The following is a 21,469-nucleotide window of genomic DNA, read 5'->3' as shown; positions in this document are numbered from 1 at the left end:
CAACCGGGGAGCATCAAGCGAGGGGAGGGGAGCAGGCGGGTGTCCGACCACCAAGCCGATCTCGGTCGAGTTTGGGAAGAGGTGGTGCAGGAGCTGTCCTCCGGCACTCTCTCGCCGCAGCAACGCGCGTGGATGCGGGTCACCCGCCCCATCGGGCTGCTCGACGGGACCGCGCTGCTGGCCGCTCCGAGCGACTTCGCGAAGGAAGCCATCGAACGCGCGCTGCGCGATCCGATCACCGACGCCCTCTCCCGCCGTCTCGGCCGCGACGTCTCGCTGGCCGTGAAGGTCGACACCGCGGTGCCCGCGCCGACCCGCCCGGTCGCCGCGCCCGCGCCGGCGCCCGCCCCGGAGACGTGGAGCCCGCGCGGTGGCGACGACCAGTCGCCGTCCAGCTACATCTCCGTCCCCGGTTACGGCGGCGACAGCTCCTTCGGGCACACGGCCCACACCGGTTCGATCGGGCACACGGGATCCATCCCCATCGTTCCCAGCGCCGGTTCACCCAGCTCAGAGGCCCAGGGCAGGCACGCCGCGCCCGAGCCGAAGCCGAAGGCCGCGAACATCGACTTCCCGACGGCCGAGTTCAAGTGGCCCAACGGCGAAGTTCCGAAGCCCGCCTCGGCCAAGCCGGAACCCGAGGTCGAAACGGAGACCGAGCCCGCCGAACCCGCGTCCGAGGGCTCCGAGGCCTCCGCCGATACGAGCGCAGCGGAGTCCACATCCGGTGAGCAGGCCGCTGACGAGGGCGTGTGGCCTACCTTCGGTCGTGGCCAGGGCGGTCAAACGATCCCGTCGGCCGAGCCGCAGCAGGGCCAGCCGTTCACGGCGCCCAAGCACGCGCCGCCGACCTCGCAGACCAGGCTCAACGCCAAGTACACCTTCGACACCTTCGTGATCGGTTCGTCGAACCGGTTCGCGCACGCCGCCGCGGTCGCTGCGGCCGAGGCACCCGCTCGGGCGTACAACCCCCTGTTCATCTGGGGCGAGTCGGGTCTCGGCAAGACGCACCTGCTGCACGCGGTCGGGCACTACACGCAACGGCTCTTCCCGGGGATGCGCGTCAGGTACGTCTCGACCGAGGAATTCACCAACGACTTCATCAACTCGCTGCGCGACGACCGGCAGGTGGCGTTCCAGCGCCGCTACCGCGACGTCGACGTTCTGCTGGTCGACGACATCCAGTTCTTGGAGGGCAAGGAAGGAACTCAGGAGGAGTTCTTCCACACCTTCAACACGCTGCACAACTCGAACAAGCAGATCGTGGTGTCCTCCGACCGGCCGCCGAAGGGGCTGCGCACGCTGGAGGACCGGCTGCGCACCCGGTTCGAGTGGGGCCTGATCACCGACATCCAGCCGCCTGAGCTGGAGACTCGGATCGCGATCCTCCGCAAGAAGGCGGCCCAGGACCGGATGAACGCGCCGGCTGACGTGCTGGAGTTCATCGCTTCCCGCATCGAGCGCAACATCCGCGAGCTGGAGGGCGCGCTGATCCGGGTCACGGCGTTCGCGTCGCTGAACCGCCAGCCCGTCGACCTGCAGCTGGCCGAGATCGTGCTGCGCGACCTGATCCCGGACTCGCAGACCCCGGAGATCACCGCGCCGACGATCATGGCGGTCACCGCGGACTACTTCGGCGTGACCATGGATGACCTCTGCGGACCTGGCAAGACGAAGGCGCTGGCCCAGGCCCGGCAGATCGCGATGTACCTGTGCCGGGAGCTGACGGACTCGTCGCTGCCGAAGATCGGCCAGTACTTCGGCAGCCGGGACCACACCACGGTCATGTACGCCGACAAGAAGATCCGCAAGGAGATGGCGGAGCGCCGACGCGTGTACGAGCACGTCCAGGAGCTGACCGCCCGCATCAAGCAGCAGTCCCGCTGATCGGCCCGCACCACGCCGAGGACAACCGCCGTCCGAGTTGTACTCGGGCCTCCTCAACCGCCGCCCGCTTGACCATGCCGGTCAAGGCGAGGCTCTGACCTGCCCTTTTACGCGTCAGCCGCTCATTTCGCCGCTGACGGGATTTTGCGGGTCCCCTGGTGTGATTCCCTAGGCCGCGCGCGGCCCACCTTTCTGGTACTGGGGCACGCCCCGATCCACCCGCCGCAGCAGAAACATTCCGGCGTTCCGACCCGGGTCCACCCCTGCCCGCGCGCCGCGCACCGGTGGCCGCCGAGGTGTTGGTGAGCTTTCTGCTCGACCCCTCCGGCCTGCTCCTGGGCTTCGAGCAGAAAGATCCGAGCCAGATCCGGTCGTCGGTCGGGGCCGCCGAACACCTCCGCGCAATACCTGACCCCGGAAATCACCACTTCCAGTGTTCGTTCGGGCGCGGTCCGTGAGACGAGGACCGTTCCCGCCAAGAACTTTTCTGCCCGACTGCGTGGCCTACACCTCACCGCCAGCACAAAAAGCCGCCGAAGACGCCAGCTGTCCACAGGAATTCAATCCCCAGACTTGACCTGCAATCTTCCCCAGTGCATCCACAAGCTGTGCACAGTCTGCCCACACGGTTGAGGCCGGTTGCCAACAGTGTTCCCACAACCCTGCCCACAACCCGACCGGTGGAGAACCCCAATCCGCCCGGGGATGGGTACAACCCGGGTTCCGACTGTGGATGGGAGTGTGGACAACTGGGGAGGGTTGTGGAGGAACACAAGACGGCCAGAAGTTGTCCACCACCCGGCTGTCGTAGTCCCCGGTTACTTCCAGTGGTCATCCACACGCGACCAGGCCACGCGACCAGCCCAAACGACGGTTGTCCCCACAACTCACAGGCCTTACTACTACTGCGGACATTTCTTCTCTTCTCTGGAAAAGAGAAAAGAGAACTAGGGGCGGTGGATAAGTGGACAACTCCCGCCTCGACGCTCGATCCGGCTCGGCCCAACAGCCACGACCCGGATGCGGAGATCGGTGAGCACGCTCTACGGTGGAACTCCCCGCAACGAGAAGCCCGGCTCGAACTCCTAGCGAAGTTCCAGGCCGTTCGCTGCGGGGTCGCTTCGCCCTCGACGCGGAGCACACCGAACCTTCCAGCCGCGCACGGCTCGACACAGTTCTCGGCAGCCGAGCCACGGCTGAAACCGAAAGGACACCCATGAAGATCCGCGTGGAGCGTGACGGTCTTGCCGACGCCGTCGCCTGGGTCGCGCGCAGCCTGCCGTCACGGCCACCGGTTCCGGTGCTGGGCGGGGTGCTGCTCGATGCGAGTTCCGGGGAAGCGCTGACCATCTCCGGCTTCGACTACGAGGTTTCCGCCCAGGTCACCATCGACGCGTCGATCGACGCCAGCGGGAAGACCCTGGTCTCCGGGCGTCTGCTGGCCGACATCACCAAGGCGCTGCCGGCCCGCCCGGTCGAGCTGACCGTTGACGGCTCCCGGGTGACCATCACCTGCGGCAACTCGCGGTTCAGCCTGCCGACCATGCCGGTCGAGGACTACCCGGCGCTGCCGGAGATGCCCGAGCACGCCGGATCGGTGCCCACCGACCTGTTCAGCGAAGCGGTCGGCCAGGTCGCCGTGGCCGCGGGCAAGGACGACACGCTCCCGATGCTCACCGGCATCCGGATGGAGATCAACGCGGACAAGCTGACCATGGTCGCCACCGATCGGTTCCGGCTGGCGATGCGCGAAATCACCTGGGAGCCCGGCACGACCATCGCGGACACCCAGGTCCTGGTCCCGGCCAAGACGCTGGCGGACTCCGCCAAGACGCTGGGTGCCGGTGCGAGCAAGGTCGAGATCTCGCTGGCCTCCGGGGACGGTCTGCTCGGCCTGTCCGGCACGACCCGCCGGAACACCAGTCGGCTGCTGGACGCGGAGTTCCCCAAGTACCGCCAGCTGCTGCCCGCCGAGACCGCGGTGACCGCGAACATCGACGTCGGGCCGCTGGCCGAGGCGATCAAGCGCGTGTCGCTGGTGGCCGAGCGCGGTACGCAGGTCCGGCTGGAGTTCTCCGACCGCCTGCTGCGGCTGTCCGCCGGCGGTGACGACGAAGGCAGCGCCGAGGAAGAGCTCCCGATCGAGCTCGACGGCGAGGAGCTGACCATCGCGTTCAACCCGGCATACCTGCTCGACGGCCTCAGCGCGCTGAAGTCCGAGCGCGCCCAGATGCAGTTCACCACCGCAAACCGCCCGGCGTTGATCAAGCCGATCGACGGCGAGGGCAAGGTCCAGGAGGGTTACCTCTACCTGTTGATGCCGGTCCGCCTGCCCGGCTGATCTCCGGCGAGGCCCGAGGTGGTGCGCGGCTCACATCCGGCGCACCACCCGCCCCGTCGTCCCGGTCCGTGGTCGTAGGCTCGCGCCAGATCGATTCAGCGGGTGCCGTGGTCCCGCACGCGGCCGGCCACGCGCCGACCTCCACAAGTCGACACACAGTTCGGATAGGGAGTTCCAGTGCAACTCGGGCTTGTCGGCCTCGGCCGAATGGGTTTCAACATGCGCGAGCGGCTGCGGGCCGCCGGCCACGAGGTCGTGGGGTACGACCGCAACCCGGACGTCAGCGACGCGGCGTCCGTGGCGGAGATGGTCGAGAAGCTGGCCGGTCCGCGGATCGTGTGGATCATGGTTCCGCACGGCGACCCGACCCGGCAGACCATCGAGGAGCTGTCCGGACTGCTGTCCGCCGGTGACCTGGTGATCGAGGGCGGGAACTCCAAGTTCACCGATGACCAGGCGAATGCCGCGCTGTTGGCCGAGAACGGCATCAAGTACGTCGACGTCGGCGTGTCCGGCGGGGTCTGGGGCGCCAAGAACGGGTACGGCCTGATGGCCGGCGGTGACGCCGAGGACGTGGAGCGCTCGCTGCCGATCTTCGACGCGCTGCGGCCGGAGGGCCCGCGCGAGGAGGGCTTCGCGCACGCCGGTCCGGTCGGGGCCGGTCACTACGCGAAGATGGTGCACAACGGCATCGAGTACGGCCTCATGCAGGCCTACGCCGAGGGCTTCGAGCTGCTCGCCGCCTCCGACGTCGTCACCGACGTGCCCGCCACGATCAAGGCGTGGAGCAAGGGCACCGTCGTGCGCTCCTGGCTGCTCGACCTGCTGGTCCGGGCTCTCGACGAGGACCCGGAGCTGTCCGAGCTGCGCGGCTACGTGCAGGACTCGGGCGAGGGGCGGTGGACCATCGAGGAAGCGATCAACAACGCGGTCCCGGCGCCGGTCATGACCGCCGCGCTGTACGCCCGGTTCGCTTCGCGCCAGGAGGACTCGCCCGCGATGAAGGCGGTTTCGGCGCTGCGCAACCAGTTCGGCGGCCACGCGGTCCAGAAGTCCGAGCACTGACCAGCCGACTCCTCGTGTGGGGACGCTCCGGCTGACGCGTCCCCACACCGCGGGAACATCGGCAAGGTGACTTGTCGACATGTGTTCCCGCTGTTCCGCAGGTGTCCGCGCTGGTCGCGGCACGCGGACAGGCCGTCCGGAACGGTCCGGACACACCAATCGGACGGTGCGGACGCCGCAGCCTCGGCGTCCGCGGCACCTGCCCGGCAAGAACGACTAAGTTGGATCGTCGTGTACGTGCGCCACTTGCAGGTCAACGACTTCCGGTCGTGGCCGCTCGCCGACCTCGAACTCGAACCAGGAGTCACCGTGCTGGTCGGGTCGAACGGTCAGGGCAAGACGAACCTGGTCGAGGCGATCGGCTACGTCGCCACCCTCGGCTCGCACCGGGTCTCCAACGACGCGCCGCTGGTCCGCTACGGAGCGGGCCGGGCGGTGGTGCGGGCCGCGGTGGTCAACAACGGCCGGGAGCTGCTGGTCGAACTGGAGATCACACCGGGCAAGGCCAACCGCGCCAGGATCAACCGGGGCGCGGCCGGCAAGCCCCGCGACGTGCTGGGGGTCCTGCGTACCGTGCTGTTCGCACCGGAGGACCTGGCCATCGTGCGAGGTGACCCGGGCGAACGCCGCCGGTTCATGGACGACCTGCTGGTCGCGCGGGCGCCGCGCTACGCGGGGATCCGCTCCGACTACGAGCGAGTGCTCAAGCAGCGCAGCGCGCTGCTGAAGTCGGCGGGCGCCGCTCGGCGGGGCGGGGGCAAGGCGGATCTGAGCACCTTGGCGGTCTGGGACGGCCACCTCGCGCGCTACGGCGCCGAGCTGCTGGCCGGGAGGCTGTCCCTGGTGTCGGCGCTTGCCCCGCACGTGACCAGCGCATACGCGAACGTCGCGGCGACCGACGAGGCGAGCACTCCGTCCGGCCGGGTCGCTGACCTGCGTTATCGCAGCAGCTTGGGCGAATCGATGCCGGGGCGCTACGGGGTGCCCGGAGGCCCGGAGATCCCGTGGGACGAGGCTGTGCCGGAGCTGGAGGCCGCTCTGCTCGCGGAGCTGGAACGCGTCCGACCGCAGGAGATCGAGCGCGGCGTGTCGCTGGTCGGTCCGCACCGCGATGACTTGGACCTGCTGCTCGGCGAGATGCCCGCGAAGGGTTATGCCAGCCATGGCGAATCGTGGTCGTTCGTCCTGGCGTTGCGGCTGGCTTCTTACCACCTGCTCACAGAGGATGGCGCGGAACCGGTGTTGATCCTGGACGACGTGTTCGCCGAGCTCGACCGCCGCAGGCGTTCCCGGCTCGCCGCGCTGGTCTCGGGGGCCGAACAGGTCCTGGTGACGGCCGCGGTCGGCGAGGACGTCCCGGAGGAGCTCACCGGCACCCGATTCGACGTCCGGGAAGGTGAGGTGCACCGTGCCGCCTGACGGAAGCGGACGAGGAAGTGCACGCAGAGTGACTGCGACCACGAATCAGTTCGTGGAACTACCCACATCTGGGGATAACCCTGTGGATGGTGTGGATAACTCAGCGCCCGTTCGCGGCTCAGACGGCGCCGCCCTGCCCGAGGACAAAGCGCCAGGTCAGGGGATCGACGGCAGCGATCTTGCCGGGCCGGACCTGGCTCGTGCCGCGCTGCAGTCGGCGCGCGAGCAGTCCGCGGCCAAGCGCAAGGCGATGGGCAGACCCGGGAAGCCGGGCAAGCTCCGCACCCGCAGACGTCGTGGCTGGACCGGTGCCGGACCCGACGACCGGGACCCGCAGCCGCTGGGCAGGCTCGCCGCGCGGATCGCCGCGGAGCACGGCTGGACCGAGCACCTCTCCGGTGGTCAGGTCTTCGCCAAGTGGGATTCGCTCGTCGGCGGGGAGATCGCCGAGCACACCAAGCCGTTGCAGCTCAAGGACTGCGAGCTCACCGTGCAGGCGCAGTCCACGGCGTGGGCCACGCAGCTGCGGCTGCTCCAGCGGCAGATCCTCAAGCGGATCAGCGACGGTGTGGGGCCCGGCGTGGTCAAGCGGATCAAGGTGCAGGGACCTGCGGCTCCGAGCTGGCGACACGGTCCGCGACACATCTCCGGGCGCGGGCCGAGGGACACCTACGGCTAGTAATCTGCGGGCTGCGGTTCGTCGAGGTGCGGGTCCACTCGCAGGTGAGGATCGCCGGGCGGCCGATCGCCGCAGAGAAATCCGAGCAGGCGTTCACGGCTCTTCGATGGTGGATTGATCCGAGTTCTCGACTCTGTGAGCAAGCTAGGGGCGTCCTTGCCCCACTTCTGCGGCGGGGGACCAGTAGAATCTAGACGGGTGTGACCCGACGCGCTCCCCGGTCGATTGCGGCGAGGGGTCCGGACCGGGCCGCGCCGGGGTGCGGCGCCGGCAGCCGAGTCACCCCGAAGTGGTCGTAGAGGTGCGCCGGAGCCGGTTACCAGGCCGGCATCGACCGATCACCGTGACAGCACAGTCGGCTTGAGGAGAAATCGAGGCCCGTGGCACCGAAGAAGAGCGAATACAACGCTTCATCCATCACCGTTCTTGAGGGCCTGGAGGCCGTCCGCAAGCGTCCCGGCATGTACATCGGTTCCACCGGTGAGCGCGGTCTGCACCACCTGGTGTGGGAGGTCGTGGACAACTCCGTCGACGAGGCGATGGCCGGGTACGCATCCAAGGTCGAGGTCACCCTGCTCGCCGACGGCGGCGTGCGGGTCAGCGACGACGGCCGGGGCATCCCGGTCGACATGCACCCGGTCGAGAAGAAGCCGACCCTCGAGGTCGTGCTGACCGTGCTGCACGCGGGCGGCAAGTTCGGCGGCGACTCCTACGCCGTCTCCGGTGGTCTGCACGGCGTGGGCGTGTCGGTGGTCAACGCGCTGTCGACCGTGCTCGAGGCGGAGATCCACGTCGACGGCCACGTGTGGCGGCAGCGCTACGAGGACTCCAAACCCGCTGCCGACATCGAGCGCGGCGAGAAGACCAACAAGACCGGCACCACCATCACCTTCTGGGCCGACCCGACGATCTTCGAGACCACCCACTACAACGCGGAGACGGTCTCCCGCCGCCTGCAGGAGATGGCCTTCCTGAACAAGGGCCTGACCATCGTCCTGCGCGACGAGCGCTCGGCCGAGTCGGAGGAGGGCGGTGAGGACGCCCAGGGCGCCACCGCCACGATCACCGAGCGCACGTACCACTACCCGGGTGGGCTCGAGGACTTCGTCAAGCACATCAACGCGACGAAGGAGCCGATCCACAAGAAGGTCGTCGCCTTCAACGCTGCCGGCAACGGGCACGAGCTCGAGGTCGCGCTGCAGTGGAACTCCGGCTTCAACCAGTCGGTGTACACCTTCGCCAACACGATCAACACGCACGAGGGCGGCACCCACGAGGAGGGCTTCCGGTCCGCGCTGACCCGCGTGGTCAACGCCTACGCCAAGGACAAGAAGCTCATCAAGGACAAGGACGGCAGCCTCACCGGTGACGACGTCCGCGAAGGTCTCGCCGCGATCGTGTCGGTGAAGGTCCGCGAGCCGCAGTTCGAGGGCCAGACCAAGACCAAGCTGGGCAACACCGAGGTCAAGTCGTTCGTGCAGACCACCGCCTTCGAGTGGCTGACCGACTGGTTCGAGCGCAACCCGGCCGACGCGAAGACGATCGTGAACAAGGCGGTCTCCTCCGCGCAGGCGCGGATGGCCGCGCGCAAGGCCAAGGAGCTCGTCCGCCGCAAGAGCGCGATGGACATCGGCGGTCTGCCGGGCAAGCTCAAGGACTGCCAGTCCAACCAGCCCGACGAGTGCGAGCTCTACATCGTGGAGGGTGATTCCGCGGGTGGCTCGGCCAAGGAAGGCCGCGAGTCGCGCTTCCAGGCGATCCTGCCGCTGCGAGGCAAGATCATCAACGTGGAGAAGTCGCGGATCGACAAGGTCCTCAAGAACAACGAGGTCCAAGCGATCATCACCGCGCTGGGCACCGGCATCCACGACGAGTTCGACCTGTCGAAGCTGCGGTACCACAAGATCGTGCTGATGGCCGACGCCGACGTCGACGGCCAGCACATCCGGACCTTGCTGCTGACCCTGCTGTTCCGCTTCATGCGCCCGCTGATCGAGAACGGTCACGTGTTCCTCGCGCAGCCGCCGCTGTACAAGATCAAGTGGCCGCGCGCAGAACCGGAGTTCGCCTACAGCGACAAGGAGCGCGACGCGCTGCTCGCCCAGGGCGCGGCCAGCGGGCGGAAGCTCCCGAAGGACGACGGCATCCAGCGCTACAAGGGTCTCGGCGAGATGAACGCCGACGAGCTCTGGGAAACCACGATGAACCCCGAGTCCCGGTTGCTGCTGCAGGTGTCGCTGGACGACGCGGCGACCGCGGACGAGCTCTTCAGCGTGCTGATGGGCGAGGACGTCGAAGCCCGGCGCTCGTTCATCACCCGCAACGCCAAGGACGCCGGCTTCCTCGACGTGTGATCGACGCGCAGGTCAACCAGCGAACTCTCCGAACTAGCAAGGGAAGAGCATGACGGAAATCCTGCCGCCGGAGCACGGTCGGATCGAACCGGTCGAACTCCAGCAGGAGATGCAGAACTCCTACATCAACTACGCGATGAGCGTCATCGTCGCGCGCGCCCTGCCGGACGTGCGCGACGGTCTCAAGCCGGTGCACCGGCGCGTGCTCTACGCGATGTACGACTCGGGCTTCCGGCCGGACCGCGGTTACGTGAAGTGCTCCCGCGTCGTCGGCGACGTGATGGGCAACTACCACCCGCACGGTGACTCGGCGATCTACGACACGCTGGTCCGGCTGGCCCAGCCGTGGTCGATGCGCCACCCGCTGATCGACGGTCAGGGCAACTTCGGCTCGCCGGGCAACGACCCGGCCGCGGCCATGCGGTACACCGAGTCGAGGCTGGCCCCGTTGGCGATGCACATGCTCGCCGACATCGAAGAGGACACCGTCGACTTCTCCGACAACTACGACGGGCGCACCCAGGAGCCCGACGTGCTGCCGTCGCGGTTCCCGAACCTGCTGGTCAACGGCGGTGGCGGCATCGCCGTGGGCATGGCGACCAACATCCCGCCGCACAACCTGCGCGAGGTGGCCGACGGCGTCGTCTGGGCGCTGGAGCACCCGGAGGCCGAGGACGACGAGCTCCTCGAAGCCCTCATGGCGCGGATCAAGGGCCCCGACTTCCCCACCCGCGCCCTCGTGCTCGGCACCAACGCGATCGCGGACGCTTACCGCACCGGCCGCGGCTCCATCAAGATGCGGGCCGTCGTGGCCGTCGAGGAGGACAGCAAGGGACGCACCACGCTGGTCGTCACCGAGCTGCCGTACCAGGTCAACCCGGACAACCTCATCGAGAACATCGCCTCGATGCACCGGGAAGGCAAGATCTCCGGCATCTCCGACATCGCCGACGAGTCCAACAGCCGGCGCGGCATGCGGATCGTGGTCACCCTCAAGCGGGACGCGATCCCGAAGGTGGTGCTCAACAACCTCTACAAGCACACCCAGCTGCAGACGACCTTCGGCGTCAACATGCTGGCCCTGGTCGACGGCGTGCCGCGCACGCTGCGGCTCGACCAGACGATCCGGTACTACGTCAAGCACCAGGTCGAGGTCATCGTCCGCCGGACGAAGTACCGGCTGCGCAAGGCCGAGGAGCGCGCCCACGTCCTGCGCGGTCTGGTCAAGGCGCTGGACATGCTCGACGAGGTCATCGCGCTGATCCGCCGCTCGCCGACGGTCGACGACGCGCGCACCGGCCTGATCGAGCTGCTCGACGTCGACGAGGTCCAGGCGAACGCGATCCTGGAGATGCAGCTGCGCCGCCTGGCCGCCCTGGAGCGGCAGAAGATCGTCGACCAGCTCGCCGAGATCGAGCGGGAGATCGAGGACCTCAAGGACATCCTCGCCAAGCCCGAGCGGCAGCGCCAGATCATCCGCGACGAGCTGATGGACATCGTCGACAAGTACGGCGACGACCGCCGCACCAAGATCGTCCCGTTCGAGGGCGAGGTCTCCATGGAAGACCTCATCGCCGACGAGGACGTGGTCGTCACGATCACCCGCACCGGCTACGCCAAGCGCACCCGCACCGACCTGTACCGGGCGCAGAAGCGCGGCGGCAAGGGCGTGCAGGGAGCGGCGCTGAAGCAGGACGACATCGTGTCGCACTTCTTCGTCTGCTCCACGCACGACTGGATCCTGTTCTTCACCAACAAGGGTCGCGTCTACCGCGCCAAGGCCTACGAGCTGCCCGAGGCCAACCGGACCGCTCGCGGTCAGCACGTGGCCAACCTGCTGGCGTTCCAGCCGGACGAGCAGATCGCCCAGGTCATGCAGATCAAGGACTACACCGCAGCGCCGTACCTGGTGCTGGCGACCAAGAACGGCCTGGTCAAGAAGTCCCGTTTGACGGACTTCGATTCCAATCGATCAGGTGGTCTTATCGGTGTGAACCTGAAGGACGAGGACGAACTCGTCGGCGCCGTGCTGTGCTCGGCCGACGACGACCTGCTGCTGGTGTCGGCGGAAGGTCAGTCGATAAGGTTCCACGCCTCCGACGAGGCGCTCCGGCCGATGGGCCGGGCCACCTCGGGTGTGCTGGGCATGCGCTTCAACGACGGCGACGAGCTGCTCGCGATGGGCGTGTGCCGCGAAGACCGGTACGTCCTGGTCGCCACTGCCGGCGGCTACGCGAAGCGGACCCCGATCGAGGACTACCCGGTCCAGGGCCGTGGCGGAAAGGGCGTGCTGACTCTCCAGTACGACCGCAAACGTGGCAGGCTTGTGGGGGCGCAGATCGTCGAGCTGGAGGACGAGCTCTACGCCATCACCTCTGCCGGCGGGGTCATCCGCACCACCGCCAAGGAGGTGCGCAAGGCCGGTCGGCAGACCAAGGGGGTTCGCCTGATGAACCTCGACGAGGGCTCGACCCTGCTGGCCGTGGCGCGCAACGCCGACGAGGCAGCGGATCCGGACGCCGCACCGGAGCCCAACCAGGCGTGACCGCAGCGCCGATCAACTGAACATGCCGTGGCACGCCACGGGGCACACCGACGCCGACGATCACCGAAGGATCGCTCGTGACAAGTTCCGAGAAGCCGGAGTCCTCGGACCCGCAGAAGGACGCGGGCCGGGGCGCGGCCAGCACCCAGGCAGTCGACGACAGGGTCGAGACGACCGGTTCTGAGGCTGCTGCCTCTGCGAGCGGGACCGAGGAGTCTGGCTCGACGGCTGCGCCGACCACCACCGGCGGCGGGGAGGCCCTTGACGGCACCGACGCGCCGCCGCCGTGGCAACGGGGCTCGGCCTCCTCCTCGGAGGAAGAACCCGCGGAGGAGGAGCCGAGCAGTCTTTCGGGATCGCTGGCGGCGGGTGCTCTCGGCGGCGCCGCCGGTGCCGCGGCGGGCGGGTCCGCCGCCGGGAGCCGCGACTCCGACGACACGCAGACGATCCCGAAGACCGTGTCCGACCAGGAGACGGTCCGCACGCAGGTCCCGCAGTCGGCGCGCACCCAGGTGTCCTACAGCGGTGCGGGAAGCGGTTCGGGGACGCAGCAGCAGCGCAGCTCCACCGGCGCGTCCGCGCGGCGACCCAGCCGTGGGCCGCGCCGGGCGAGCCTGCAGGTCAAGCGGTTCGACCCGTGGTCGGTGCTGAAGCTGGCCCTGGTGCTCAGCGTCGCGCTGTTCTTCGTCTGGATGATCGCCGTGGCCGTGCTCTACGGCGTGCTCGACGGCATGGGCGTCTGGGAGCAGCTCAACGGCACGTTCACCGAGCTGACCCAGCCCGACGACGCGGTGAGCGAGCCGCTGATCAGCGCGGGCAGGGTCTTCGGTGTCGCCTCGATCATCGGTGCGATCAACATCGTGCTGATCACCGCTCTGGCGACCGTGGCCGCGTTCATCTACAACGTGGCGGCGGACTTCGCCGGCGGCATCGAGATCACGCTGTCCGAGCGCGAGTGAGTCGCTGACCGGGCTGCGGCGGCGTTTTTCGAGGTGGGAGACCGCCGCTGCAGCCCGTTCGGGACCGAGCGACCCCCGTGACGAGAGCGGGAGGCCGTCCTGTAAAGTTTGCAGCACAACGAACGAGGGCCTATAGCTCAGGCGGTTAGAGCGCTTCGCTGATAACGAAGAGGTCGAAGGTTCAAGTCCTTCTAGGCCCACTCGGGAATTCCTTCCCCTTCTCCAAACAGACTCGAACATCAACGGCATGGATGCCGTGTTCTAGGAGGCGACCGGAATGAAGAAGCTGCTCGCACTCGCCGCAGTTGCCGGAGTCGTGCTGTTCGTGGTCCGTCGCAACAAGGCCGCCAAGGCTGAGGCCGACCTCTGGCGCGAGGCCACCGCGGAGGTCTGATCCTCCGGCCGGGGGCCCTGACCTCCGCCGCCGTTGGGGGGACGTAGCTCAATTGGCAGAGCACCGCCTTTGCAAGGCGGGGGTTAGGGGTTCGATTCCCCTCGTCTCCACTGCAACAACGCCCTGCTCTGAGCGGGGCGTTCTTCGTATTCGCGTTCTGAACGGTTCCGCGGTGTGGTGATCTCAGTGACTAGTTATCGCTGAATGGTTCGAGTCGCTATTAGTAGTGAGCAACAAGAGGCCGGGCCCGCTGGGCCCGGCCTCTTGTGTCTGATCAGGGGGTTGGCGGGTTCGCCTTGGGGGTTTCCACCGTGAGAGGTTCCTGGTGGCCGTCAGTTTCGGCAGCAGCCCGGTGGCGGGGCGGGGTGGTGCCCGGGGTGTGCGAGTCCCACGGTTCGTCGTCCGCCGCTGCGAGCGGGAGCTCCTCGGGACGGCGGGTCAGCGCGATTGCCGCTGCGGCGACGCCGAGCGCGACCAGCATCAGCAGAAGCCACGGCCAGCGGCGCTTCTTCACCGGAGCTGGGTCGATCCTGGCTGCCAGCCGCTTGCGGGACTCGGTCGTCCGCTTCTCCCAGTCCTTGCGGGCCTGCTTGGCCTGCTTGGCGAGCTCCTTGCGGGACTTGCCCGTGGCGCGCTGGGCGATGATCTCCTGCAACTCCTCGGTCGAATAGCCGCGGCTGGCCAGTTCCCGCTCGGCCCTCGCTGCCGCCTGCCTGGACAGCACGGCACCTGTTTCACCTGCGCGTTTCGCGCCGTGACGAGCCTGCTTGATACCGGTGCCGACCGCCTTCCCCACGGTCTCGCCGGCCTTGGCCATCGCGTTCACTTCATCCATCGCCTTGACCTCCTTGGCCTGGCTTGTCTTCACCAGTCCGGTTATCCCGGATGAGCACATGCCAACCACGCCTCCACCACGGAGCCGGGTAAGGGGCGCGGACCCGCCCATATTGCACCCAGACACCGCAATCGGCCCGCTCGATGGCAGGATGGTCGGGTGGCTGAAGACAACGGATCGCTCGTTGGGACGACGTTGACCGCGACCCTGCACACCTCGCAGGGAGACATCCGGATCAACCTGTTCCCCGACCAGGCGCCCAAGACCGTGAAAAACTTCGTGGGCCTCGCCGAAGGGACCCAGGAATACACGGAGCCGAACGCCAAGGGCGAACGCTCCGGCCCGTTCTACGACGGCGTGATCTTCCACCGGGTCATCGAAGGCTTCATGATCCAGACCGGTGACCCGACCGGTACCGGACGCGGTGGCCCCGGCTACCAGTTCGGCGACGAGTTCCACCCGGAGCTCCAGTTCACGAAGCCGTACCTGCTCGCGATGGCGAACGCGGGGCCGAACACCAACGGCTCGCAGTTCTTCGTCACCGTGGCGGCCACGTCCTGGCTGAACTACAAGCACACCATCTTCGGTGAGGTCGCCGACAAGGAGTCGCGCGAGGTGGTCGACACGATCGCCGGCACCGCGACCGGTCGCAACGACCGCCCGGTGAACGACATCGTCATCGAGAAGGTTTCGATCGAGCGCGGCTGACACCGCCCGGGAAAGCAGGTCTCAACCGTGACTGTGCCACCCGGAACGACGCCCGGACCGGACGGGGCGCCGCCGCCGCAGTTACCGACGTGCGCGCGGCACCCCGACCGGCCGACGGGGCTGCGTTGCACCAGGTGCGAACGACCGGCGTGCCCGGAATGCCTGCGTGATGCCTCCGTGGGCCAGCAGTGCGTGGACTGCGTCCGGGAGGCCGGCGCGACTGTGCGCCGACCCGTGACGGTCGCCGGTGCGCGGCTGCGCGACAAGCCGATCCTGGTGCCGCTGCTGATCGCGGTCAATGTCGCCGGGTACGTGCTCACCGCCGTGCAAGCGGGCAACTTCGGGGCGAACTTCCGGTCAGCCCTGTTCGTCGACTACTCGTTGATCCCGTTCACGGTGGCCGGCGGGCAGTGGTGGCGCCTGGTCACCTCCGGGTTCCTGCACATCGGTGTGGTGCACCTGGTGATGAACATGCTCGCCCTGTGGGTGATCGGGCGGGACTTGGAACTGCTGCTCGGCCGCGGGCGCTTCGCCGCCGTCTACGGGTTGTCGCTGATCGGCGGCAGCACCGCGGTGTTCCTGCTGGGTGGCGCCGAAGTCCCGGTCGCGGGTGCTTCGGGGGCGGTGTACGGCCTGATGGGCGGCATCGCCGTGGCCGCGCTCCGCCTGAAGGTGAGCCTGCGCCCGGTGATCACCGTGATCGCGTTGAACATCGTCGCCAGCGTGCTCATCCCCGGCATCTCGCTGCTCGGGCACATCGGCGGGCTGATCTTGGGCGCCGCGTCGACGGCGGCCCTGGTCTACGCGCCGCGCGAGCGCCGCACCCTCGTCCAGGCCGGTGCTCTGGTCGGGCTGCTGGTGGTGCTGGTGGTCGTGCTGTTCGTCCGGGACGCTTCCTACGGCGACCTGTCCTGCACCGGTTCCGGCTACGAGTTGGCCTGCGGCTGATTCATCTGCGCAGCGCGTGCAGGGCGTCGGCGGCCGCGTAGGGGTCTTCGCCGAGGTCGAGGCGGGTGAGGACCACCAGGTCCGGGTTCGCGTCGAGCTCCAGGCTGGTGCCGGTCAGTCCCAGCCGACGGTTCTCCCGGACGCGGATGGTGACCTCGTCCCAGGAGTAGTGCCTGCGGCCGGTCAGCGCGCGCACCGTGATGCCGGTGGCGTCGGCGCGCAGCCTGGGACGGCAGATGGTGCCGAAGGCGGACGCCGCCAGCAGGGCGAGCGCGAGCACTCCCACGAAGACCCGGTCGGTCGGCGTGGAGGCGAGGAAGCACCATGTCGCGGCGCCTGCGGTGAGCAGCCAGCCGCAGCTCACCAGCGCGGCCGGAGGCGCCCAGCCCATCGACTGCTCCGCCGTGTCCACCGTTGTCCACCCGCTATCGCCGAGTTATCCACAGGACTTATCCCCACTGGGGACTAGTTACACAGGTGTGTTTCGCTGACCGTCTGTCAAGACGCCAAAGGGATGAGTGAGCTCCGGAGGAGTTCCCTCGTCCGGAGCTCGTGCACGAAGCGTCGTCGTGCTGGGCGCTCGAATTGCGACCGCGTGCGTCCGGCCTTATGCAACCGTCAAGACCGGACGTCACCGCAGGTCAGCGGGATGGTTCAGCGCCACCGCATGGTCATGAGCAGGCCGACGATCATGAACGAGAAGCCGACGGCGAAATTCCACCCGCCCAGGTCGCTCATGAATCCGATCTTGTCGCCCGCGATGTAGTTGACGACGAGCCAGAGCAACCCGATGAGCATCAGGCCGAGCATCACGGCGACGTAGATCGGGTGCGACGGACCGACCGACTTCGCCTTGACCGGCGTGCGGCGATCGACAACCGGGTGGGAGTCGTCCTTCTTGCGGACCTTGGACTTCGGCATAGGTGTCCTCGCCAGGTGATGCGGCACCGCCGTCCCGCGCCCGCCCGGCTCGTCGCCGTGGGCGGCGGAACGGCTCCTTTCCACCTACCACGTTAACGTAATCACAGCGCTGAGCGAGCACCCCTCGCAAACCCGTGACCGGAGAGGAACGTCGTGGTTGCGCTCGGAAGAGCGTTGATGCACGCGTGATCTCGGCACCTGCCCGGACCGTTCGCGGCGAAGGCCCCGGTGGCGCTCGTGCTGGTCGCCGCCGTCGTCGCCCTGCTGCGTTCGTGGTGTTCCCCCCGGGTCGAACCGCTGCTGCCCTTCACCGACGTCGCCACCGGCTGACCACCGCCGACCAAGGCGAGAGCGGGAAAATTCGGCTGCGCCGGACGCGTAGTCTGGGCGCGTGCGTGTACTGGTGGTCGACAACTACGACAGCTTCGTCTACAACCTCGTGCAGTACCTCGCGCAACTCGGAGCCGAGTGCGAGGTGCGCCGCAACGACGTGGTCACCGACGACGACGTGGCCGCTGCAGACGGTGTGCTGCTCAGCCCCGGTCCGGGAACTCCGGACCGCGCGGGACGGACGATGGAGCTCGTCCAGCGCTGCGCCGCCGAGCGCAAGCCGGCCTTCGGCGTGTGCCTCGGGCACCAGGCCATCGGCGCGGTGTGGGGCGGCACGGTAGAGCGCGCCCCCGAGCTGCTGCACGGCAAGGTCAGCGAGATCGAACATTCCGGGACCGGTGTGTTCGCCGGACTGCCGCAGCCGTTCATCGCGACCCGCTACCACTCGCTGATCGTCCGAGCGGACACCATCCCGGACGACTTCGAGGTCACCGCTCGTACCGAGTCCGGCATCGTGATGGGCATGCGCCACCGCGAGCTGCCGATCGAGGGCGTCCAGTTCCACCCCGAGTCGGTGCTCACCGACGGCGGCCACCGGATGCTCGCCAACTGGATGGCCTCGGCAGGTCACCCGGTGGCCGACCACGTCGTCGACCAGCTCGAAGCCGAGATGCGCAAGGTCGCCGCAGCCGCATCGGCCCGCTGACCAGCACCCCCGAACGCGAAGCGGGGCGGTGGCCACTCGGCCACCGCCCCGCTTCACGTCAGTCCCCTCAGGGGAACGGGAAGAACCCGCCTCCGCTGCCCGGGGACGTGCTCGTGCTGGAGCTGTCGTACTTGCCGACGTAGATCGTGATCGACTGGTCCTTGCTGATCTTCTGGCCGGCCTGCGGCGAGCTGCTGAGGACCTTGTCGTCCTTGGACGGATCCCCGGTTGGCTGATCGGACTCGCTGAGGGTGCCGTTCCAGCCCGCGGCCTTGAGCGCGGCCTCGGCCTCGTCCTTCGACATGTTCTGCAGCTGCGGCATGGTGATCTGGTTGCCCTTGGAGACCACCAGCGTCACCGTCGAACCGGTCCGGGCCTTGGTGCCACCGGACGGCGACTGGTCGATGACCGTGTTGGCCGGTTCAGGTGAGTCGCGCTGCTCCACGCTGACCTTGAAACCGGCGCCGACGAGGAACGCCCTCGCGGTCTCCAGCTGCTGACCGCGCAGGTCCTGGACCTCCGTCTGCGGGATGGCCTGGCCGATCACGACGTTGATCGTCGTGCCCTTGGCGACCTCGGAGCCCTTGCTGTCCCAGTCGAGGATCTTGTTGACCTGCTTCGGGTCGGAGGTCTCCTTCTTGTCCGGGTTCAGCCCGATCTTCAGCCCGGCGGCTTCGAGGGCCTGCTGAGCCTCGGTCATGGTCATGCCGGACAGGTCCGGAACCGCGGTGGACTCCGGACCCGTGCCCGCGCAGAGCTCGATCTTGGTGTCGACCTTGGCGCTCAGGGTCCCCGCCCTCGGCGTCTGCTGCACGATCGTGCCGCGCTTGTCCTCCGGGGAAGGGCAGGACCGCGGGAGGACCATCCAGCCCTCCGTCTTGGCCTTCTCGTTCGCGGCCTGGGCCGTCATGCCCATGAGGTTCGGGACCGGCACGCGATCCGGAGCACCCGCACCGACCAGCATCGTCACCAGCCACGCGGCCAGCGCGAACACGGCCACGCAGGCCAGCGTGACCAGCGCGACGACGGCGTTCTTGCTGCGCCGGCGCTCCGGCTGGTGGGCCGGCGGGTAGTCGTCGACGTCTTCCGAGCGGTGGCGGCCGGAGCCGATCGTCTCGGTGGGACCGGCGCCCTGGCCGAGCATCGCCGTGTGCTCTTCCTCCGACATGATCATCGGAGCCTTCGGGCGCTGACCGGACAGCACGCGGACCAAGTCGGCGCGCATCTCGGCCGCCGACTGGTAGCGGTTGGCGGGGTTCTTGCTCAGCGCTTTGAGCACCACGGCGTCCAGCGACGCCGGGGTGGCCGGAACGACGTCCGACGGCTTGCGGGGTTCCTCGCGGACGTGCTGGTAGGCCACCGCGACCGGCGAGTCGCCGGTGAACGGCGGCTCCCCGGTGAGCAACTCGAAGAGCACGCAACCGGATGCGTAGACGTCGCTTCGCGCGTCCACAGCTTCGCCGCGCGCCTGCTCCGGCGAGAGGTACTGGGCGGTGCCGATGACCGCTGCGGTCTGGGTCACCGGCGCCTGGCCGTCGGCCAGCGCGCGAGCGATGCCGAAGTCCATCACCTTCACCGCGCCGGAGCGGGTGATCATGATGTTGGCCGGCTTCACGTCGCGGTGCACGATCCCGTGCCGGTGGCTGAAGTCCAGCGCGGCAGAGCCGTCCGCCATGACCTCCATCGCCCGCCGGGGGGACAGCGGTCCCTCGGTCTTGACGATGTCGCGCAGCGTCCGGCCGTCGACGTACTCCATGACGATGTAGGGCAGCGGCCCGTTCTCGGAGTCCGTCTCGCCGGTGTCGTAGACCGCGACGATCGCCGGGTGGTTGAGCGCTGCGGCGTTCTGCGCCTCGCGGCGGAAGCGCAGCTGGAAGGTGGGGTCCCGGGCTAGGTCGGCACGCAGGATCTTGACCGCGACGTCTCGGCTCAGGCGGGTGTCGCGGCCCTTGTGCACCTCCGACATACCGCCGTAGCCGAGAGTCTCGCCGAGCTCGTAGCGGTCGGATAGAAGTCGAGGTGAACTCATCGAATCGTCGTTCCGATCCTTGTCAACGATCGTCCCATCTCACCCGCGGGAGGCATTCCGATCATGGGTTCCTGCCGATGCGAAGTTTGGCCCATACCGTTCGTGGAATCCAGGCTCAAGGTGGCCACCGAACCGCGTCCGGCAATGCCGAGGTCGTGGCGGGTGACCGCCCAGTACGTCACCAGACCGATGGCGACCAGCAAGACTACTGCCAGCACCGCGACGAGAATCCACACGAAGACTCTGGTGTTGCCGCTTCCCCGGTGAGCATTGCCACCCATGGCTCCTGCCACCCCAGCGGCGTTGGCCGGGCCCGGCATCGGTGCCTGCTGCTGTGAAACCTGGTGTTGTTGAACCGCCTGCACGGGCTGCTGTGGCGGGTTGATGCCGGGCGGATGGGTGTTGCCCATCGGTGGCGGACCCGGCGGTACCGGGTGCACGCCGGTGCCCGGTCCGTGCACGTTCACCGGCCGCTGCTGTTGGGCGACCAGGGCTGACGGCGCCGGCAGCGGCCGACCCGCGCGCACTGCGGCGACCGCGGCGGCGAACTCCCCGCCGTCGGCGTAGCGCCGGCGCGGGTCCTTCACCAGGGTCGCCTCGATCAGCGCCCGCACTCCCGGCGGAACGTCCGGCGGGAGGTGTGGAGCGATGTCGCGGATGTGCATCATGGCGACCGTCACCGCGTTCTCGGAGAGAAACGGGCGGTGCCCCATCAGGCACTCGTAACCGACGACGGCCAGCGAGTACACGTCGCTGGCCGGTGTCGCGTCGCTGCCGAGCGCCTGCTCCGGCGCGATGTAGTGCGCCGTTCCCATCACCATCCCGTTGCGGGTGACCGGTGCCGCGTCGGCCGCCTTGGCGATGCCGAAGTCGGTCAGCTTCACCTTGCCCTCGGGCGTGATCAGGATGTTGCCGGGTTTGACGTCCCGGTGCACCAGGCCGCGTTCGTGCGCGGCCTGCAGCGCCTGGCCCGCCTGCTCCAGCATGTCCATCGTGTGATCGGTGTTGATCCGCCGTTCCCGAGCCAGGATCGCCGCCAGCGGCTCTCCCTCGACCAGCTCCATGACCAGGTAGGCGGTGTCCTCCGGACCGTCCGGGACGGCAGCGGTCTCACCGTAGTCGTGGACCGCTGCGATTCCCGGGTGGTTCAGCGACGCCGTGGTGCGGGCCTCGGTGCGGAAGCGGTGCAGGAACTCGGCGTCCCCGCACAGCTCGGCCTTGAGCACCTTGACCGCCACCGTCCGGTCCAACCGGACGTCCACCGCCTCCCACACCTCGCCCATACCGCCGACAGCGATGCGGCGGCCGAGGCGGTAGCGCTCGGCGAGTAACTGGCCGGTGGTCAGCAC

General features: G+C 68.3%; 16 protein-coding genes, 2 tRNA genes and 1 pseudogene. 14 read left to right on the top strand and 5 right to left on the bottom strand.

The features are described 5' to 3' along the window. Window positions 1–39 precede the first annotated feature (39 nt). From dnaA to E1161_RS22070, 11 genes and pseudogenes are all read left to right on the top strand, one after another. Window positions 40–1,887 (top strand): chromosomal replication initiator protein DnaA, encoded by a 1,848-nt coding sequence (dnaA, locus tag E1161_RS22120; RefSeq protein WP_132626337.1) that lies wholly within the window; start codon window positions 40–42, stop codon window positions 1,885–1,887. Between the two features lie 1,216 nt (window positions 1,888–3,103). Further along, window positions 3,104–4,228 carry a DNA polymerase III subunit beta gene (gene dnaN, locus E1161_RS22115; RefSeq protein WP_132626335.1) on the top strand — a complete coding sequence of 375 codons (1,125 nt, stop codon included), beginning with the start codon at window positions 3,104–3,106 and terminating at the stop codon, window positions 4,226–4,228. A gap of 177 nt (window positions 4,229–4,405) precedes the next feature. Beyond that, a complete protein-coding gene (gnd, locus tag E1161_RS22110) occupies window positions 4,406–5,293 on the top strand; it encodes a phosphogluconate dehydrogenase (NAD(+)-dependent, decarboxylating) (protein WP_132626333.1) in 888 nt (295 codons plus the stop codon). A 231-nt stretch (window positions 5,294–5,524) separates the two neighbouring features. Beyond that, the gene (recF, locus tag E1161_RS22105; protein WP_132626331.1) at window positions 5,525–6,712 is read left to right on the top strand and encodes a DNA replication/repair protein RecF; all 1,188 of its coding nucleotides are present in this window, start codon (window positions 5,525–5,527) and stop codon (window positions 6,710–6,712) included. 91 nt (window positions 6,713–6,803) lie between these two features. Further along, window positions 6,804–7,391 (top strand): DciA family protein, encoded by a 588-nt coding sequence (locus tag E1161_RS22100; RefSeq protein WP_207920345.1) that lies wholly within the window; start codon window positions 6,804–6,806, stop codon window positions 7,389–7,391. 380 nt (window positions 7,392–7,771) lie between these two features. Continuing rightward, entirely contained in the window at window positions 7,772–9,745 is a 1,974-nt protein-coding gene (gene gyrB, locus E1161_RS22095) for a DNA topoisomerase (ATP-hydrolyzing) subunit B (RefSeq protein ID WP_132626329.1), read from the top strand. A 49-nt stretch (window positions 9,746–9,794) separates the two neighbouring features. Beyond that, window positions 9,795–12,290 carry a DNA gyrase subunit A gene (gyrA, locus tag E1161_RS22090; protein WP_132626327.1) on the top strand — a complete coding sequence of 832 codons (2,496 nt, stop codon included), beginning with the start codon at window positions 9,795–9,797 and terminating at the stop codon, window positions 12,288–12,290. A 77-nt stretch (window positions 12,291–12,367) separates the two neighbouring features. Next, window positions 12,368–13,249: a DUF3566 domain-containing protein gene (locus E1161_RS22085; RefSeq protein ID WP_132626325.1), complete on the top strand. Its 882-nt coding sequence runs from the start codon at window positions 12,368–12,370 to the stop codon at window positions 13,247–13,249. A 126-nt stretch (window positions 13,250–13,375) separates the two neighbouring features. Beyond that, window positions 13,376–13,449: transfer RNA gene (locus tag E1161_RS22080), tRNA-Ile, on the top strand. A gap of 77 nt (window positions 13,450–13,526) precedes the next feature. Continuing rightward, a pseudogene (locus E1161_RS28175) lies at window positions 13,527–13,634 on the top strand (DLW-39 family protein); the annotation flags it as partial. Between the two features lie 46 nt (window positions 13,635–13,680). Then, window positions 13,681–13,753: transfer RNA gene (locus tag E1161_RS22070), tRNA-Ala, on the top strand. A gap of 164 nt (window positions 13,754–13,917) precedes the next feature. Here E1161_RS22070 and E1161_RS22065 read toward each other — a convergent pair. After that, complete coding sequence (locus E1161_RS22065) at window positions 13,918–14,478, bottom strand: hypothetical protein (RefSeq protein ID WP_207920344.1); 561 nt, start codon at window positions 14,476–14,478, stop codon at window positions 13,918–13,920. A 159-nt stretch (window positions 14,479–14,637) separates the two neighbouring features. Between E1161_RS22065 and E1161_RS22060 the strand changes: the two genes are divergently transcribed. Together E1161_RS22060 and E1161_RS22055 are read left to right on the top strand one after the other, a co-directional pair. Beyond that, window positions 14,638–15,186: a peptidylprolyl isomerase gene (locus tag E1161_RS22060; RefSeq protein WP_207920343.1), complete on the top strand. Its 549-nt coding sequence runs from the start codon at window positions 14,638–14,640 to the stop codon at window positions 15,184–15,186. Window positions 15,187–15,363: 177 nt separating this feature from the next. Next, window positions 15,364–16,134, top strand: a complete 771-nt coding sequence (locus E1161_RS22055) for a rhomboid family intramembrane serine protease (protein WP_235875219.1) — start codon at window positions 15,364–15,366, stop codon at window positions 16,132–16,134. Window position 16,135: 1 nt separating this feature from the next. Here E1161_RS22055 and E1161_RS22050 read toward each other — a convergent pair whose 3' ends face one another. Together E1161_RS22050 and crgA are read right to left on the bottom strand one after the other, a co-directional pair. Further along, on the bottom strand, window positions 16,136–16,546 hold the full coding sequence (locus E1161_RS22050; protein WP_235875218.1) for a PH domain-containing protein: 411 nt from the start codon (window positions 16,544–16,546) through the stop codon (window positions 16,136–16,138). A 242-nt stretch (window positions 16,547–16,788) separates the two neighbouring features. Then, entirely contained in the window at window positions 16,789–17,055 is a 267-nt protein-coding gene (gene crgA / locus E1161_RS22045; protein ID WP_132626319.1) for a cell division protein CrgA, read from the bottom strand. A gap of 391 nt (window positions 17,056–17,446) precedes the next feature. Between crgA and E1161_RS22040 the strand changes: the two genes are divergently transcribed. Continuing rightward, window positions 17,447–18,091, top strand: coding sequence for an aminodeoxychorismate/anthranilate synthase component II (locus E1161_RS22040; protein ID WP_132626317.1), 645 nt, complete (start codon window positions 17,447–17,449; stop codon window positions 18,089–18,091). 67 nt (window positions 18,092–18,158) lie between these two features. Here the strand turns inward: E1161_RS22040 and pknB are convergent, their stop codons facing one another. Both pknB and E1161_RS22030 read right to left on the bottom strand, forming a co-directional pair. Beyond that, window positions 18,159–20,120 carry a Stk1 family PASTA domain-containing Ser/Thr kinase gene (gene pknB, locus E1161_RS22035; RefSeq protein WP_132626315.1) on the bottom strand — a complete coding sequence of 654 codons (1,962 nt, stop codon included), beginning with the start codon at window positions 20,118–20,120 and terminating at the stop codon, window positions 18,159–18,161. Then, on the bottom strand, window positions 20,117–21,469 hold the full coding sequence (locus E1161_RS22030) for a serine/threonine-protein kinase (protein ID WP_132626313.1): 1,353 nt from the start codon (window positions 21,467–21,469) through the stop codon (window positions 20,117–20,119). Before E1161_RS22030 ends, pknB begins: the two co-directional genes overlap by 4 nt.

The organism is Saccharopolyspora aridisoli, assembly GCF_004348445.1.
Lineage (GTDB): Bacteria > Actinomycetota > Actinomycetes > Mycobacteriales > Pseudonocardiaceae > Saccharopolyspora > Saccharopolyspora aridisoli.
Note: the sequence above shows the minus strand (reverse complement) of the source record. Positions and strands in the feature narration are given on the sequence as shown.

What these genes read in the sequence shown, in the direction of transcription:
- dnaN (WP_132626335.1), top strand. Translation starts at nt 3,104, where the DNA reads ATGAAGATCCGCGTGGAGCGTGACGGTCTTGCCGACGCCGTCGCCTGG.
- gyrA (WP_132626327.1), top strand. Translation starts at nt 9,795, where the DNA reads ATGACGGAAATCCTGCCGCCGGAGCACGGTCGGATCGAACCGGTCGAA.
- E1161_RS22065 (WP_207920344.1), bottom strand. Translation starts at nt 14,478, where the DNA reads ATGGATGAAGTGAACGCGATGGCCAAGGCCGGCGAGACCGTGGGGAAG.
- crgA (WP_132626319.1), bottom strand. Translation starts at nt 17,055, where the DNA reads ATGCCGAAGTCCAAGGTCCGCAAGAAGGACGACTCCCACCCGGTTGTC.
- pknB (WP_132626315.1), bottom strand. Translation starts at nt 20,120, where the DNA reads ATGAGTTCACCTCGACTTCTATCCGACCGCTACGAGCTCGGCGAGACT.